The following is a 17,402-nucleotide window of genomic DNA, read 5'->3' on the forward strand; positions in this document are numbered from 1 at the left end:
GGTGCATTGTATGAAGTTTTTGAACCAGCCGAGGCCAGACGGATTGCCACAAAATTAGAAATTCACTATACACCTAAACATGGGAGTTGGTTAAATATGGTTGAATCAGAGCTATCTGTACTTGTCCGTCAATGTCTCCAACGAAGAATTCCGAATATTGAAACTTTAGAAAAACAGGTCTCGGCTTGGGAGTGCGATCGCAATATTAATCAAGTTCGTGTAGATTGGCGTTTTCGTACAGAAGATGCCAGAGTTAAGCTGTCAAAGATTTATCCAACCCCGCAAAATTAATGGGACAGACCACTAGGATGCGGCAGGTGTTATTAAACTTACTAAGCAACGCCGGTAAGTTCACTACAAACGGCAAGGTGACGCTGACTGTTAATAGAGAAAAGGATGAATTCCGACCGGAGGCTCCTTTGGGCATGATTACTTTCACTGTTACTGACACAGGCATAGGTATGTCTCAACGTCAACAACAGCAGTTATTTCAACCTTTTACACAAGGAGATACCTCGACTACGAAAAAGTATGGAGGTACGGGACTGGGTTTAGCAATTAGCCGCCACTTTTGCCAGATGATGGGTGGTGAAATTATTGTCAAAAGTCATCCGGGAATTGGCTCTACTTTCACCATTCGTCTACCAATGACTGTGCAGGATTGAATGGGGCATAGGGAAGAGGCAGAGGGGCAGGGGGAAGGGTGCAGAGGAGAGGAATTTTCCCCCTGCTCCCTGCTCCCTGCTCCCTGCTCCCTCATCTCTATCATCTCTATCATCTTTCGAATTAAGTAATAATAGTCACCCTTCCTGTATCCAAATCGTAACGACCTCCTACAATTTTCAATTTGCCAGATTGCACCTGCTCATTTAAAAGCTTTGAGTGCTTCAACCGTTCAATTTGATATTGCACATTTGCCGCCACAGCATTCTCAACCGCATCACCCGGCTTATTCTTAACCTTTTTCAGTGCTGGCTTAATTGCCTGAACAAAAGTACTAATATCACCAGGTAACGATTCGTTTTGTACAGCTGCGGTTACAGCCCCACAACGCTCATGACCCATCACCATCAACAGCGGAGAACCTAACAAGACAATCGCATATTCAATACTGCCGATCGCTTCATGTGTGGCAATATTTCCGGCAATCCGAATATCAAAGATATCTCCGATGCCCTGATCAAAAACAATTTCTGCGGGGACTCGTGAATCCGCACAACTCAGAATAGTTGCAAATGGATGTTGAGCTTGAGCAACTTCTTGCAACCGCAGTGCAGATTGATCGGGGTATTGGGGTTGATGCTGAACAAATCGCTGATTTCCCTCCATCAGCTTTTGCAATGCGGCATCGGGGCTGAGGGATTGAGTGGGGGCTGAGTGCTTTTCGTCAGCTTTAGCCTGTTCTACCCGCCAGAGTAAATCGCTGGCAGATAGCATCATCCCAAACGCCCCGGTCATTCCTAACTTTAAAAAGTCACGACGTTCCATGAAATGCTTCATTGAATTTATAACTCTCTTACATTGACGCGACACATCTGACAGAGCGAATCTCCATCACATCGGAAACGTAGCAAGTACCTCCGAATTTGTTGAGCAGTGGCTTGATATTTTCTACAACACCCTTGAGTTGTTCTGGCATACAAAATGCAAGGATGTAAACATTATCAAGCATGGTCATGTCTAAATCTTCTGTCGTTCCTTGTAATCCTTTACCAGCAACATTTCTGATTACGGCATGGTTATGTACACCCGACTTATCTAAACTATCTAAAATTTTGGCAAGCTCAAAGGAGTTGGCAATAATTTCTATCTTTTTAACTACGTGCATATTATTACCTCCAAAATAGGTTAATTCCGTAGAGATATAACGGAATTCCCACAATAATATTGAACGGAAATGTTACAGCTAGAGCGGTAGAAACATACAGGCTGGGATTTGCTTCTGGAACAGTCATCCGCATAGCCGCTGGGACAGCAATGTAAGAAGCACTGGCACACAATACAGCGAACAACAGCGAATCTCCCTGAGGCATACCGATCAATTTGGCAATCACCAACCCAATGCCTGCATTGAGTATTGGAATTAGTATGGCAAATAAAATTAGGAAAACTCCGGTTTTTTGCAAGTCTTTAATTCTTCTTGCAGCGACTAGTCCCATATCTAGTAAAAAGAAGGTGAGAACGCCATAAAACAACCCTTGAGTAAAGGGTTCTAACATGTGCCAACCGCGTTCTCCTGTCAAGACACCTATCAAGAGACTACCGACTAGGAGAAAAACTGAACTATTAAGAAATGCTTCTTGCAAAACTTCCGGCCACGAAAACTCTCGCTTTCCATCGGCGGTGAATACATTCACCAAAATTAGACCAACTATAATCGCCGGGGATTCCATCAGGGCAAGGGCTGCCACCATATAACCATCAAAAGTAATGCCAAGCTCAGTTAAAAAAGCGCTAGCTGTGATGAAGGTAACGGCACTAATGGAACCGTAGGTTGCTGCGATCGCAGCAGCATCGTAAGTATCCAATTTCAACTTCAGGATAAAAAAGGTGTAAATTGGAACAACACAAGCCATCATCATTGCTGCCGCCAGTGTTAAAATCACTTCCTGGGTGACACCGCTTTTGATTAGTTCTACGCCTCCTTTAAAACCAATGGCAAACAGCAGATACAACGAAAATAGTTTGGGGATTGGTGCAGGAATTTCGAGATCGGACTTGACAAAAACAGCAATCATGCCTAAAAAGAAAAACAGGATTGGCGGATTCAAAATGTTGGATACAATTAAGCTAAGATCCATATCCACCCCTCCTTGTATTGGTTAAACCTGAAATTAAAGACATTTTTCATCTTTAAAAATTTAACGGTTGAATCATGATGTACTGTGTATTGTTACCCAATGTCAATTGGGTGCTCAAGGAGTGAATAGTCTTATTGGTGACAATACTCTTGGTTAGGTATTACAGCGTTTTTCAAGTAAATAAACCACGCGCTAGGGAACATTGCGGTGTCCCTACGAAAATCTGTAGGGGCAATTCATGAATTGCCCCTACTGTTGACAACAGAACAAGTTAGAACTTGCCCAGTATTTTTATAATTTTTGATTCCCCGTCGCTGATTTTACGACAGAACGCGCAGGAATAACTGATGGGTAACTTATCTACGTAGAAAAATTAACGTTATAGCGAAAAGCGGCGGCAAACCTGTATAACTTGTGGGCAAAAGAGAATAGGGAATAGGGAGAATATCTGATGAAGAGAGACGATCAAAGTACTGTGTTAGGCAATCTTTGTTGACCAACTTTCGTTAAGATATTGTAACCTGGGCAATAGCAACTCTCTATTGATGTGATGCCAGGCGTAGGCGTAGCCCGTCGGAGACATCGCTTTTTCACATCCATGACAACAACCATCGACTTTCTCAGTCACCTTAACCCTAGTCAACGTCAAGCTGTCGAACATTACTGCGGCCCGTTGCTAGTTGTTGCTGGCGCAGGTTCCGGTAAAACACGAGCGCTGACTTATCGTATTGCGAATCTGATTCTGAAACACCGTGTTGATCCAGAAAATATCCTGGCGGTTACTTTTACCAACAAAGCCGCGCGGGAAATGAAAGAACGGATTCAACGGCTGTTTGCTGAACAACTGGCAATGAAACAACACGGACAGAGGTTGGATTTGTTGACAGAATACCAACAAACACAACTGCGATCGCAAGTTTACAAAAGCACTATCAAAGACTTATGGTGTGGCACTTTCCACAGTCTATTTTCTCGCATTCTCCGCTTTGATATTGAAAAATATGTAGACGAAAAAGGACGGCGTTGGAACCGCAATTTCTCTATCTTTGACGAATCAGATGTGATGACTCTGATTAAAGAAATCGTTAATAAACAGCTAAATTTAGACGATAAAAAGTTTGACGCTCGCTCTGTTCGCTACGCTATTAGTAACGCTAAAAACCAAGGTTTATCACCTCAAGAATTTGAGCAAGATCAACCCAATTATCGCGGACGGGTAATTGCTCAAGTTTACAATTTATATCAAGATAAATTAGCAGAAAATAACGCTCTTGACTTTGATGATCTAATTCTCGTACCTACTAGATTATTTCAGCAAAATGAGCAAGTTTTGGGTTATTGGCATCGCAAGTTTCGCCATATTCTCGTAGATGAATATCAGGATACTAATCGCACTCAGTATCAACTTATTAATTTATTAGTTACTAATGCCGAAACCAAAAAGAGCGAATGGGAATGGGAAAATCGCTCAGTTTTCGTTGTCGGCGATGCAGATCAATCAATTTACAGCTTTCGGATGGCAGATTTCACCATCTTGTTGGGATTTCAGGAAGATTTTGGTGATGGTTTGGTAGATGATGACACCCGGACGATGGTTAAGCTGGAAGAAAATTATCGTTCTTGTGAAAACATTCTGCAAGCGGCTAATGAATTAATTGAAAATAACACCCAACGGATTGATAAAATCCTCAAACCAACGCGGGGGCCGGGTGAGCAGATTACTTGTCACAAAGCCGATGAAGAACTTGCAGAAGCGGCATTTGTCATCAATCAAATTAGTACTTTAGAAAACCAAAATCCAGAGTTAGACTGGGGCAGTTTTGCCATACTTTATCGGACAAATGCTCAATCTCGGCCATTTGAAGAATTGCTGGTGAAATATCAAATTCCTTACACAGTTGTGGGGGGAATGAGGTTTTACGATCGCAAAGAGATTAAAGATGTCATCGCATATTTAAGAGCGATCGCTAACCCATCTGATACAGTCAGTTTATTGCGAGTTATCAATACTCCCCGCCGGGGAGTTGGTAAAACCACTATTGATGCTTTGATGAACGCCTCCCAACAGTTAGGGACAACCCTGTGGGAAATACTTAGTGATGAGACATCAGTTAATACATTAGCTGGACGAGCGACAAAAGCTGTAAATAACTTTGCCGCAATGATCAGCCGTTGGCAAGCGCAAATTGGCACGCTTCCTGTAACTGAGGTTTTGCAAGGAATACTAGAAGATTCTGGTTACGTTCAAGACTTGATGAGTCAAGGTACAGACGAAGCCACAGATCGGGTACAAAACGTTCAGGAACTTTACAACGCCGCACTGCAATTTCAAGAAGAAAATGAAGAGGTTTCTCTCCGAGACTTTCTGAGTAGCGCCGCCCTAAGTTCCGATTTGGATAACTTAAAAGAAGGACAGACAGCCGTTTCTTTGATGACTTTGCACGCTTCCAAAGGTTTAGAATTTCCCGTAGTATTTTTGGTGGGATTAGAACAAGGGCTATTTCCCGGCTACCGTTCGCTGGGTGATCCCGCATCTTTGGAAGAGGAACGCCGCCTGTGTTATGTGGGGATTACTCGCGCTCAAGAAAGGTTGTATTTATCACACGCGCGAGAACGCCGTTTATATGGTTCTCGTGAACCCGCGATGCGATCGCAATTTCTTGACGAATTGCCAGAAGAGTTATTATCTACTAAACGCGCGAGTCGTCAAAGTTATACCAAAAGTGCCTCTACTTCTAGTAGTAAAAAAGACACAACACAGAATTGGCAAGTAGGCGATAGAGTTTTACATAAAACCTTCGGACTTGGTGAAATTACCCATGTTTTTGGAACAGGTAATAAGATGTCTGTGGCAATTAAATTTTCCAGCTTGGGACAAAAAATTGTTGACCCAAGAGTAGCGCAGTTGCAACGAGTAGAGTGATATAGCCCAATACAGTTCAGAGTGAGCAACAAAACCCTCATGTAGAGACGCGATAAATCGCGTCTTAAAATACCAATTATCTACACCAATAACCCTTAACTGAACCATATTGTGATGTGGCCACAAATCCCCGATTTTTCAAAGAAGTCGGGGATCTTGTTTTTCATATTTTCATTTCTTCAAAGTGTTCAACAGTGGGAAATGGCTCATAAAAATGATGCAAAAGTTTTTTCCACTCTTGATACTCAGCAGAATTCCTAAATCCTACAGTATGAGATTCTAAAGTTTCCCATCTGACAAGTAATAAGTATTTACCTTGGACTTCTATACATTTATGCAATTCATGGGATAAATATCCGTCCATTGAGGAAATAATTTTAGAAGCTTTTTTGAAAGTAGCTTCAAAATCGAATTCTAGACCAGATTTGACATTAAGAATAACTGCCTCAAGAATCATAAAGTTTTGTGGTGAGAATTCGGCTAATTTTAACGCAATTGATACGCAGCCGTAAGTTTACTAATAGCTACAGATAATTCATCTTTGTTTATCAGTAGTTAGTTGTTTTGTTGCTAAACCGCCAAGTCATGATTATTGCAGCGATCGCTAAACCAATAGCCAGTCCCCACCAAAGACCAATAGCTCCATACCCCAACGAGGTTCCGAAAGTATAACCAGTGAATAAACCAATACACCAATAAGCAAAAATACCAATCAACATCGGAATTCGAGTATCTTTTAGTCCGCGTAATGCTCCCCCCGCAGTAACTTGCACACCGTCAACTATTTGAAAAATCGCTGCCACTCCCAGCAATTTCACCGCGAGGGCAACCACATCTGCATTGTTTGGATCGCTGATGTCAATATAAAGAGAAATAATCGACTTTGGCACTAACCAAAATGTAATACCTGCTACACCCATAGATAGACCTGCAATCGCAATACCTACATATCCAGCTAGACGAGTAGCAAGCAGGTCATTCTGTCCAACTAACTGCCCAACACGTACTGTTGTCGCTAGAGAAATGCCTAGTGCAATCTGGAATGACATCGAAATTGTTTGTAAAGCAATTTGATGGGCAGCAAGAGCGTTTGTTCCTAATCGTCCTATTACGAAGGTAACAACGGTGAACAGTCCTGCTTCGACCGCAATCAGCCCCCCAATTGGCAATCCAACCTGAAAAATCTCGCCAATGATCCGGCGATGCTCTAGGGGAAAAGCCTTTTTAGATGAAGGTCGAAAAATACCGTAAACTGCAAACTGAGGCTGATTAAATATATAAACTGTCAAAGTAAGAAACATACTCCAAAGTGAGAGTGTGCTTGCCCACCCGATACCAGCTAAACCCAGCGCAGGGAATCCCAGTTTGCCAAACATCAACACATAATTAGCTGTGATGTTGAGCAGAGTACCCAAAACCACAGTCACCATCACTAATTGTGGTTGCAACAGAGCAGAAAGAAAGCTTTTAAGTACTGCAAAGCCCAAACCAGGAATAAAACCCAGTGCGATCGCCCTTAAATAAATCTCTGCTATTGCTACTGTGTTAGCATCCTGCCCTAGTAAAAGTAGTAAAGCACCTCCATTGTAAAGCAGCAATGTAACTGGTATTCCTAGTACCAGAGATATCCCTAGTCCAAGCCGGACAATTGTGCCAACTTTTTCTCTATTTCCGGCTCCGTATGCTTGGGCAGCTAACGGACTGACAGCAGAAACGATACCACTAACGATCAACAGACAAAAACTAGAGAGAACAGCTGCCAAACCTCCAGATGCAATAGTCTGACTTCCCAACCAGCCCATCATTACCGTATCCACAAAAGCAGTTGCAGATTGAGCCAGTTGTGCTGCTGCCAAAGGTACGGCTAACATGAGACATTTTTTAACTTCAGAAAACATATGCTTATCGAAAAGTTGGGTATATTGAAACTTCCTCAATGCTGACTAACTGGAAAAAACAAGAAGACTTGCAATTTCTTAATGATGTTAGCAGTGTGCCATTGCAGCAAGGATTACGACATCTCCAAACAGCGTTTAGCAATTTCTTTGCAGGTCGGGCTAAATACCTGAACTTTAAGAAAAAGCATCATGGTGGCAATGCTGAATTTACCAAGGCTGCTTTCAAATGGAAAGAGGGCAAAGTATTTTTAGCGAAATGCGCTCAACCTTTGGTTATCCGATGGAGTCGCCAACTTCCAGAAAGTGCAGAGCCATCAACAATTACAGTGAAACTTTCCCCCAATGGACGGTGGACTGTTTCAATATTGCTAGATGTTTTAATTGAGGCATTGCCGAATGTTGATAATCAAGTTGGCATTGACTTGGGCATCAGCAGCTTAGTTGCTTTGAGTTCAGGAGAAAAAGTTGCTAACCCCAAGGGATTTAAGGCAAAAAAAGCAAAATTGCGTAAAGCACAAAAAGCTTTGAGTCGTAAGCAAAAAGGGTCAAATAATCGCCAGAAAGCAAGACTCAAAGTCGCTAAGGTTCATGCAGAAATTAGTGACGCTCGGAATGATTTTCTTCACAAGTTGACAACCCGACTGGTTCGAGAAAACCAATTGATTGCAGTCGAAGATTTGTCTGTGAAGAATATGGTCAAAAATAAAAAACTCGCTCTCTCTATTAGTGATAGCGCAGCGTTAGCGAGTCTTCGAGCGTCTGCTAGTTGGGGTGAACTAGTTAGACACCTTGAATATAAGTGCGATTGGTATGGTCGTAACTTTGTCAAGATTGACCGATGGTTTCCCAGTTCTAAACGCTGTGGGAACTGCGGACACATTGTTGATAAGCTGCCGTTGAATGTCAGAGAGTGGGATTGTCCCAATTGCGGAACAAACCATGACAGAGATATCAACGCCAGTAAGAATATTTTGGCTGCGGGACTCGCAGTTTCAGTCTGTGGAGCGAACATAAGACCTGATGGGCATAAGTCTAAAGGGCAGTTGCGAAAAACCAGCAATGGTAAGAAACAGAAACCTAAGTCGTGAGTCTTAGGAATCCCCGACCGTTCACGGCGGGGAGGATGTCAAAACCCGATGTAAATAACAAAGGGTTTTTCCAAAATCTAAACCCATGTTCAGGAAATGTTGCTCCTGGGAACTTGAATCTATCTTAATGGAGTAAAAGGACTCCCGTTAAATTCGTTCGCGTAGCGTTGCGCAGGAAACACTGAACGAGTCATATAACTAAGCTGATTTTAATTGAATAATGCCTTTATCAAAAACGCGCTTATCAGTAGCGATCGCACTTACTTCTATTCTATCTGGATACACCTCATACGCTGCAAAACTAAGCTTTTCAGCAGAATGCTGTGTCCATTCTGAACGCCCTACAGGACGAGTACCTGCACCACCACCAGTAACTAAATAAGTCGTTCCATTAATAGCACGAGTGCGTTCATAATGGTGTTCGTGACCATTTATATAAACTTGAACGCCGTATTTTTGAAACAGCGGAGTAAAAGTTTTAATAAACTCTGTATTAGTCCCATAGACACCAGATGAATAAATTGGATGGTGGCCAAATACGACTTTCCAAGAAGCTTTACTAAGACTTAATTCTTTTTCTAACCAAGGTAGTTGATTTTTCCAATCAGCATTACTATTAGTATCTAAAGCAAAAAATTGCACAGAGCCACGGCTAAATGTATAGTAGCGTCTTCCTTTCATATTAAAGCCGGCATACTTGACTTGCGGATCACCATTAGCAGTACGAATATCGTGATTACCTAAACAAGCCTGAAATTTCACACCTTGCTTTAGCAAAGGTTGATAGGGACGCTCAAAAACTGCATTAATTTTCTCGATTTCGCCGTTATTGTAAATGTTATCTCCAGCTAAAACGACTAAATCATAAGGATTTTGTTTGTGATACGCGTTCATTGCTCCAGCCACAGCATACTGTCCTTTAGCCCCAGTCCCTGTATCAGCCACAGACACAAAACGTAATAACAAGTCTTTTTTGGCTGGGTTGGCGGCTATAGCCGTTGTTAAATCCGTAATATCAGCACTTTGATGATTTTGATGAGCTAACATCCAACTGAAAAATCCTGTACCAACGGCGCTGAGGCTACTTAAAAATAAAAATTGACGGCGTTTTAGATTCATAAGTCACCAAATTTAATAAATGTCAGTTTAGCTGAAGCAATGTGCAATGAAGTGATACATTAAGGCAAAAGAAGGCAGCACCAGTAATAAAGTACGTTGTTTGTCTTTGATTCGCTGCTTTTGGTGAAAGTTCCATGTCACAAGACAATCAGTCAAAACCGACGGATGAGCAGGTAAATCAACCTCCCCAAAAACCTTACCAGAGAGTTCAGCCAATTTGGAAGGCTAAAATTATCCAACTTCTCCGAGGGACGATTGGGGTTTTAGAAGTAACGGTGGAGAAACTGGAGACAGCCCCCCCACCTGGTACTGAGGAAATACCCAGTTTTTTCCAGCAGCTTCAGTTGCGTTGGGGTGGACTGTTAAGGACAATCCGATTGTTTTTACCATCAAATTTGTCAACAAAGTTATCAGATACAGCTTTGACGGGAATTGTTACTGGAATTGCTGTAATTCTTGTTTGGACAACTGCAACTGTATTTACTGGTAAACCTACTGTAGTAGCAACTGTTCCACCAGTTGAAGAGGTTCCTGCACCGACACCAACACCGACACCAACAATAACTACTCCACCGGAGTCAGTTGCACCAGAACCACAGCCGCCAGAGGAAATTACGCCACCGCCAGAAGTACAACAGCCACCACAGGAAATAACACCCCCGCCAGAACCCGAAACTGAACCGGAACCAATTCCCACGCCAACGCCAACACCAGCCATAGAATTGACACCCGAACAAGCCTTAATTGCAGCTATTGAAAATCAGGTAGCTGAAATTAGCGATCGCATTGCCTCTGGTCTGATAAAGTCAATTCAAGCCAACTTCCGCACAAGTAATCTAACTGTCAAAATTAGTGACGATTGGTACACTCTTAAAGAATCTCAGCAGGACAAACTAGCTGCGGAGATATTACAACGCTCTCAAGAACTTGATTTTACCCATTTAGAAATTTTCGACTCCCAAGATAGGCTGATAGCGCGTAACCCAGTTGTTGGTAATGAAATGGTGATTTTTAAACGGCAAACAACAAGTTCAAATAATTCGTAATGACGCTCCTAAGTCGCTAATGTAATTCGTAATTTGGATGTTTAACTTTAAGTATTTATGTTAGACAACGTTTCGCTATTGCTCCAAGCTTGTAAAAACTTAAATATCAGCTATGAAATTATTCATCCTGCTGAAAACTTAGTCAAAATTAAATTTAATAATAAACAGCATTATTTTTGTAATTATAGTACTCCGTTAATCAATCAAGCAGTAGCACAAATCCTTAAAGATAAGGAATACACTTACCATATTTTAAAGCAAAAAGTGAAACTTCCTCGGACAGTAGGTTTTCTTTCACCTTTTTGTGAACTCCAGTATAAAATTTACTTAAAATTTCCAACTATTCAAGATATCGTATTAGAAATTAAAGAACATTTTGAAACACCTGTTATTGTCAAAAGGAATTCTGGCGCTGGTGGAGATAATGTATTTTTATGCCAAAATAAAGAGGAGATTGAAACTGCTTTAAAAGAAATTTTTAATATCAATTATAAGAAGTATGATTATGTTGCGATCGCTCAAGAATTTATTCACATAAAATTTGAATATAGAGCGGTTTTCTTAAATAAAGAGTTGGTTCTGCTCTATGAAAAAGATATAACTGATGCCAAATTTGTCGGTAATCTCAGTCCTTTACACTGGGATGGTGCGAAAGCCAAATATATCAACGACCCACAAATACTGTCAGAGATTGCTAATTTTGCTCAACCAGTTTTTGAAGAGTTAGACCTTGATTATGGTGGTTTTGATATTGTATTAGATCGAGATAATCAATATTGGTTAATTGAAATCAACTCTCACCCAAATTTTGGCATTTTTATTAGAGACAATGGAGAGGAGCATGTGTTGAAAATTTTTGAAAAAATGCTCGTTAGCCTAGTCTGAAATTGAAGAAAAAGACAAAGGGAAAGGCAAGACGGTTCGGTTAGGTTTTTTGATGAAAATTCTAGATCGCAAAGATACGATAAATCATCAAAAAGACGCGATAAATCGCCGTCTCTACAAAAGACTGATTATTGTAAAGACGGCGATTCATCGCGTCTCTTGCTTAACTCCTAACTTACCACTCTCATTGCCTGAGTTGGTATCCATACAGTAAAAATAGAGCCAATACTTACAGTTGATTCTACTTCTATTCGACCTCGATGGAGTTCTACAAGTTGTTTAGTTAAAGCTAGTCCAAGTCCAGTGCCTTCGTAGCGGCGGCGATAGGGTGTATCGAGTTGCTGAAATTTCTCAAACAGTAATGGTAATTTTTCTTCGGGAATGCCGATCCCTGTGTCTTCCACTTGAAAAATAGCAGTATCATCTTCCACCCAAAGGCGTAAGGTAACGCAGCCACTTTCAGGAGTGAATTTAATGGCATTAGTTAACAGATTCCAGAGAATTTGTTCTACTCGTTTGGCATCGGCGGTAAAGCGATCGCGCCTGGGATCGATTTGCAAATCAAGTTTAAGAGTAATTTGTTCACTTGTTGCCTTTTTTTGTAGTGACTTTACAGCATTTTCGGCAACATTTACCAAAGAAAATTCCGCAATATTTAAAGCTGCCTTACCAGCCTCGATTTGCGATAAATCGAGGATATCATTAATCATTTCTAATAAATGTTCTCCACTATCGTGGATTGTTTGCAGATAACCCCGTTGTCGTTGGCTCAATTCACCTAAAGGCCAGCGTAACAATGTAGAAGACATCCCAATAACATAAGTTAAAGGCGTGAGCAATTCATGACTGATAGTAGCTAGAAATTCACTTCTGAGACGGCTAGCAGCTTCGGCGGCGAGGAGGGCATCACGCAGGGCCATTGTGCGCTCAATGACTCGTTGTTCGAGAGTTTCTTTTTCTTGGGTGAGCGTTTGCATTAACTCAGCTTGGTGAATTGCGATCGCTAATTGTTCTGCGATCGCCATCAGCAAGTTTTTTTCGCTATCAGTCCACTGGCGTGGTTCATTGCACTGATGAGCAATCAGCAAACCCCACAGTTTATCCTCAAATATAATCGGTGCAGCCAACTTAGCCCGCACTTGGCTTTCTCTTAAAAAATTCAACAAACATTCTTCTAGGGCATAAGTTCTTTCGACATCATCCACAGCTAAGGTAAAGCCTTGGCGATACTTATTCCAACATTGAGAGGTTCGGATAAAGCAATTTTTTTCTGTGTACTTCAACACCGATGTAATAGCATCTGTAGCACGGGCCTCATAGACAATATAACCTCCATAGTTATGGCAGTTTTCTAGTAATGGCTGATTATTGACTGACACAGAAGGCGAGTGTTTACCCTTGTTATCTTGTATAGAAAAATAGATTTCGGAAGGTTCCCCAACGGACAGTTCCATGCCTGTTACCAGTGCGGTTCCGTTGAAGGGAATAGTATCAGACTGGTATTCTTGAGTCTTGACTTTGGAACCTGCAAATTTATAGATTACTAATCGGTCTAATTCTAGAAACTCACGCACCTGTGTAATTGCCGTTGCCATAATCACTGGCAAATCCAGGCTTTTGCGGATCTGCGTTGTTACCTGATTTAACAACCGTTCTTGGGAAATCTGTTTTTTTAAAGCATCTTCCACTGGCTGACAGATATAAACTGTCGGTGCAGTTGAGCTTGGAGGTGCTATTATCTCTTGGTTTGGCTGAGTTAAGAGATATTCTAATAACAACAGCGAGAATTGACTTTGGAGTGTAGCATCATTGGGCCCAATAATTTGGCGATAGCCTTCGAGATTTTGGTGAGTGGAGGAATCGCACTCAAACAAGTCTCTCAATTCGTAGACAAATGTTGCGATCGCCTCTAAATTAAATGTCAAACTAGCATTGAGTGCCGAGTCAATTCCCTGCTCCCCTCCCTCCCCCTGCGCTAAGTTTCCTACCAACAGCGCACTAAACTGCTCAGAAACCACCAACGTAAACCTTTGCCTTTGCCATTCCACAGGTATGTAAATCCGCATCAATACAGCTTCTGTCAGTATCAGAGCGGCACTTCCCACCGTTTGAGCCATCTGTTCCAACAATTCCCCAAGCTGATTAAATACAACAATAGGCAAGGTTCGAGAAAAGCTCAAATCAGGAGAACTAAGCATTTTAAATCATTACTGGTAAGAGGGGGCTGAATGCAAGGAAAAGGTTTGTTTTGATTGTGCAAGAACCATATAGTTTAAGACGGTAATACAGGATTATGCATCGTACAAGTAGCATATCGGGTGGATGGAATCAGTCAGAGGGCTTAATTTTTCTAGAACAAACTCCAGCGCCTTTCGTGTTAATTACGGCTGCTGATACCGACATTCAAACTTTGGCAGCTGCGGTGACAAAATTACCTACAAGCTTTCCTGCATTAAGAGTCGCCAACCTGTTGCAGTTGCAGCAACAATTAAGCATAGATACTTATGGGGAGCAAGTTTTGGAACTTGCCCAGGTAATTATTTTGCGCCTCTTAGGAGGACGTTCCTACTGGGGTTATGGGTTAGAAGTAGTGCAAGAAATTGTGCAACGTAATGGTAAAACCCTGATTGTAATGCCAGGGGACGACGCTTTTGATCCCGATTTAATCTCCCACTCTACCGTACCTTTGGGTATTGTTAACCAAATATGGCAGTATTTTAGCGAAGGCGGTGTGGAAAATTTTGTTAATGCTCTGCAATTTATCTCTGACAGTTGCCTGTTAACTGCATACAATCCCCCGCCACCCCGGCCAGTTCCGCGTGTGGGATTGTATGAATGGGGAAGAAGCATGGGAGTAGGGAGCAGGGAGCAGGGGGAAAATTCCTCTCCTCTGCCCCCTGCACCCCGCCCCTCTGCCTCTTTTCAATCCCCAATCTCCAAAATTGGCATCCTTTTTTACCGCGCTCATTATTTAGCTGGAAATACCAAGGTAATTGATGCTTTATGCGAAGCTTTGGTACAAAAAAATTTACAACCTGTACCAGTGTTTGTTTCCTCATTGCGTGAACCCGATGTTCAGGTTGAGTTAAGTGAATTTTTTCAACCCAAAGAAGCCGAAGCAATAGCTGTGCTGCTGAATACCACCAGTTTTTCTCTAGCACGCTTGGAAAGCGAAACACCCCAAACTGAACTATGGGAAAAATTAGATGTGCCTGTGTTGCAGGTGATCCTCAGTGGCGGATCAATTGAGCAGTGGGAGTCACAGTTTCAAGGGCTTTCTCCCCGCGATATTGGGATGAATGTGGCGCTACCAGAAGTAGATGGGCGGATTATTACTCGTGCTGTGTCTTTTAAAGCAGTACAAACTCGTAATCCCCATTTAGAGACAGATGTGGTAATTTATGAACCAGTGAGCGATCGCATCGAGTTCGTTGCTAACCTAGCAGCAAATTGGGCGCGTCTGCGTTCCAAACCACCCCAAGAACGGCGAATTGCCCTAATTCTGGCAAACTATCCCAACCGCAATGGACGGCTTGCTAATGGTGTGGGACTGGACACTCCAGCTAGTTGTGTAGAAATCCTTCAAGCTTTACATCTAGCTGGTTATGAAGTAGAAAATCCGCCTGCTCAAGGAGATGAGTTGATTCAACGGCTGACAGATGGCGTAACAAATGACCCAGAAGGTCGAGAATCGCTTCCGGTAAATCAAAGTGTTTCTTGGGAAGAGTATCAAGAATATTTCGCTTCTTTGCCGCCAGCAGTTCAGCAAGGTATTAGTGAGCGTTGGGAAATGGCGCAGGGAGCAGGGAGCAGGGGAGACGAGTTTTCACCTCTGCCCCCTGCACCCCGCCCCTCTGCCTCTTTCCCCGTTCCTGGAATTCAACTCGGCAACATTTTCGTGGGAATTCAGCCACCAAGGGGTTATGATAATGACCCCAGTTTGAATTATCATGCACCGGATTTAGAACCAACCCATGCTTATTTAGCTTTCTACTATTGGGTTAGAGAATGTTTTGGTGCTGATGCTGTAGTTCATGTGGGAAAACACGGAAATTTAGAATGGCTACCGGGTAAAAGTGTGGCTTTATCGAGTAATTGTTATCCAGAAGTGGCTTTTGGCGCACTTCCCCACCTGTACCCGTTTATTGTGAATGACCCTGGTGAAGGTTCCCAAGCCAAACGTCGCGCTCAAGCGGTGATTATAGATCACCTAACGCCGCCCATGACTCGTGCGGAACTCTACGGTTCTTTGCAACAGTTAGAAAATTTAATTGATGAGTATTATGAAGCGGACAGTTTAGATCCTTCGCGTTTGCCAGTGATTCGCGATCGCATCCGCGAACTGGTGATCAAAGAAAATCTCCATCTAGATTTAGGAATCCAAAATGAAACAGAAATTTTTAATTCGGAATCTCTGGTTTTGAATTCCATAGGTGGCTATCTTTGTGAATTGAAAGAAGCCCAAATCCGCGACGGGTTACACATTTTTGGGCAATGTCCCCAAGGAAGGCAGCTACGAGATTTAATAGTAGCGATCGCTCGGATACCCAATCGCCATTCTTCAGGTATTACCCGTGCCATAGCTCAAGATTGGGGTCTAGACTTCGATCCCCTCACAGCCGATTTGTCAATGCCTAGCGGTGAATTCTCAATAGTCAATGGCACAGAATGCCGCACCATCGGCGATATCGTCGAAGTCCTAGAAGAACACGCCGCCCTCTTAGTCGAACAACTAATAAATCAAAACTCTTGTACAGACGCGATTCATCGCGTCTCCCTCCCCAGCACAGACGCGATGAATCGCGTCTCTACCTGGATACGCGATCGCCTGCTTCCCGCTTTACAAAAAACCCACGAAGAAATCACCCATTTATTACACGGACTCGATGGCGGGTATGTCCCAAGCGCTCCATCTGGCGCACCCACACGCGGTCGCCCAGAAGTTCTACCAACCGGGAGAAATTTTTATTCTGTAGATATTCGCGCCATTCCCACAGAAACAGCTTGGGATATCGGTAGAAAAGCTGCTGAAACCCTCGTTGAATATTACACTCAAGAGCATGGTGAATATCCAAAAACACTCGGTTTATCCTTGTGGGGAACAGCCACCATGAGAACTGGAGGTGATGATATTGCCGAAGCCTTGGCTTTACTTGGAGTTCAACCTGTATGGGATGGTGCAGCGCGGCGAGTAGTGGATTTTGAAATTTTGCCCCTGGCGATTTTGGGCCGTCCTCGTGTAGATGTCACCTTGCGAATTTCGGGATTCTTCCGGGATGCTTTTCCCAACTTAATTGATTTATTCGCTCAAGCAGTGTCAGCAGTGGCAGGCTTGGATGAACCGCCAGAGCAAAATCCCCTCGCAGATGCAGTTCGCCAAGAAACTGATTTGTGGACAAGCCAAGGATTAACTTTAGAAGAAGCCGTGGTGCGATCGGGCTATCGCATCTTTGGTTCTCGTCCAGGTGCTTACGGCGCTGGACTCCAAGGTTTAATCGAATCGCAAAATTGGACAGATGACGAAGATTTAGCCCGTGCCTACATTAACTGGAGTTCTTACGCCTACTCTTCAGGAACAGAAGCAGGGGAGCAGGGAGCAGGGAGCAGAGGAGAGGGAATTACTTCCCCCTGCCCCCTGCCCC

13 protein-coding genes and 1 pseudogene are annotated in these 17,402 nt (G+C 42.7%); 7 read left to right on the forward strand and 7 right to left on the reverse strand.

The features are described 5' to 3' along the window. Both F8R90_RS29940 and F8R90_RS29945 read left to right on the forward strand, forming a co-directional pair. Positions 1-291: transposase (locus F8R90_RS29940; protein ID WP_196513668.1), on the forward strand; the 291-nt coding region annotated here is incomplete at its 5' end. 11 nt (positions 292-302) lie between these two features. After that, positions 303-665: pseudogene (locus F8R90_RS29945) on the forward strand (ATP-binding protein); the annotation flags it as partial. Positions 666-786: 121 nt separating this feature from the next. Here the strand turns inward: F8R90_RS29945 and F8R90_RS29950 are convergent. From F8R90_RS29950 to F8R90_RS29960, 3 genes are read right to left on the reverse strand one after another with little or no spacing between them, the layout of a single operon-like run. After that, positions 787-1,488, reverse strand: a complete 702-nt coding sequence (locus F8R90_RS29950; RefSeq protein ID WP_196513678.1) for a carbonic anhydrase — start codon at positions 1,486-1,488, stop codon at positions 787-789. Positions 1,489-1,516: 28 nt separating this feature from the next. Beyond that, positions 1,517-1,828 (reverse strand): P-II family nitrogen regulator, encoded by a 312-nt coding sequence (locus F8R90_RS29955; RefSeq protein ID WP_196513669.1) that lies wholly within the window; start codon positions 1,826-1,828, stop codon positions 1,517-1,519. 4 nt (positions 1,829-1,832) lie between these two features. After that, a complete protein-coding gene (locus F8R90_RS29960; RefSeq protein WP_196513670.1) occupies positions 1,833-2,801 on the reverse strand; it encodes a sodium-dependent bicarbonate transport family permease in 969 nt (322 codons plus the stop codon). Between the two features lie 598 nt (positions 2,802-3,399). On the opposite strand from F8R90_RS29960, the gene pcrA reads away from it, so the two are divergent. Further along, on the forward strand, positions 3,400-5,724 hold the full coding sequence (pcrA, locus tag F8R90_RS29965) for a DNA helicase PcrA (RefSeq protein ID WP_196513671.1): 2,325 nt from the start codon (positions 3,400-3,402) through the stop codon (positions 5,722-5,724). Positions 5,725-5,887: 163 nt separating this feature from the next. Here the strand turns inward: pcrA and F8R90_RS29970 are convergent, their stop codons facing one another. Then, positions 5,888-6,181 (reverse strand): antibiotic biosynthesis monooxygenase family protein, encoded by a 294-nt coding sequence (locus tag F8R90_RS29970; protein WP_190896155.1) that lies wholly within the window; start codon positions 6,179-6,181, stop codon positions 5,888-5,890. Between the two features lie 91 nt (positions 6,182-6,272). Further along, positions 6,273-7,595 carry an MATE family efflux transporter gene (locus tag F8R90_RS29975; protein ID WP_230967114.1) on the reverse strand — a complete coding sequence of 441 codons (1,323 nt, stop codon included), beginning with the start codon at positions 7,593-7,595 and terminating at the stop codon, positions 6,273-6,275. Positions 7,596-7,660: 65 nt separating this feature from the next. Between F8R90_RS29975 and F8R90_RS29980 the strand changes: the two genes are divergently transcribed. Then, complete coding sequence (locus F8R90_RS29980; protein WP_230967122.1) at positions 7,661-8,710, forward strand: RNA-guided endonuclease InsQ/TnpB family protein; 1,050 nt, start codon at positions 7,661-7,663, stop codon at positions 8,708-8,710. A 198-nt stretch (positions 8,711-8,908) separates the two neighbouring features. On the opposite strand, the gene F8R90_RS29985 is transcribed toward F8R90_RS29980, so the two are convergent. Next, a complete protein-coding gene (locus F8R90_RS29985; protein ID WP_196513673.1) occupies positions 8,909-9,829 on the reverse strand; it encodes a metallophosphoesterase family protein in 921 nt (306 codons plus the stop codon). A gap of 134 nt (positions 9,830-9,963) precedes the next feature. Here F8R90_RS29985 and F8R90_RS29990 point away from each other — a divergent pair, with 134 nt between their 5' ends. Both F8R90_RS29990 and F8R90_RS29995 read left to right on the forward strand, forming a co-directional pair. Further along, entirely contained in the window at positions 9,964-10,875 is a 912-nt protein-coding gene (locus F8R90_RS29990) for a hypothetical protein (RefSeq protein ID WP_196513674.1), read from the forward strand. 57 nt (positions 10,876-10,932) lie between these two features. Next, a complete protein-coding gene (locus F8R90_RS29995) occupies positions 10,933-11,760 on the forward strand; it encodes an ATP-grasp domain-containing protein (RefSeq protein ID WP_196513675.1) in 828 nt (275 codons plus the stop codon). Between the two features lie 170 nt (positions 11,761-11,930). On the opposite strand, the gene F8R90_RS30000 is transcribed toward F8R90_RS29995, so the two are convergent. Beyond that, positions 11,931-13,958 carry a GAF domain-containing sensor histidine kinase gene (locus F8R90_RS30000; RefSeq protein WP_196513676.1) on the reverse strand — a complete coding sequence of 676 codons (2,028 nt, stop codon included), beginning with the start codon at positions 13,956-13,958 and terminating at the stop codon, positions 11,931-11,933. Between the two features lie 95 nt (positions 13,959-14,053). Between F8R90_RS30000 and cobN the strand changes: the two genes are divergently transcribed. Further along, positions 14,054-17,402, forward strand: a 3,349-nt coding sequence (gene cobN, locus F8R90_RS30005) for a cobaltochelatase subunit CobN (RefSeq protein WP_196513677.1), incomplete at its 3' end; no start/stop codon positions are given.

The sequence above is a fragment of the Nostoc sp. NZL genome (assembly GCF_015714705.1).
Taxonomy (GTDB): domain Bacteria; phylum Cyanobacteriota; class Cyanobacteriia; order Cyanobacteriales; family Nostocaceae; genus Nostoc; species Nostoc foliaceum_A.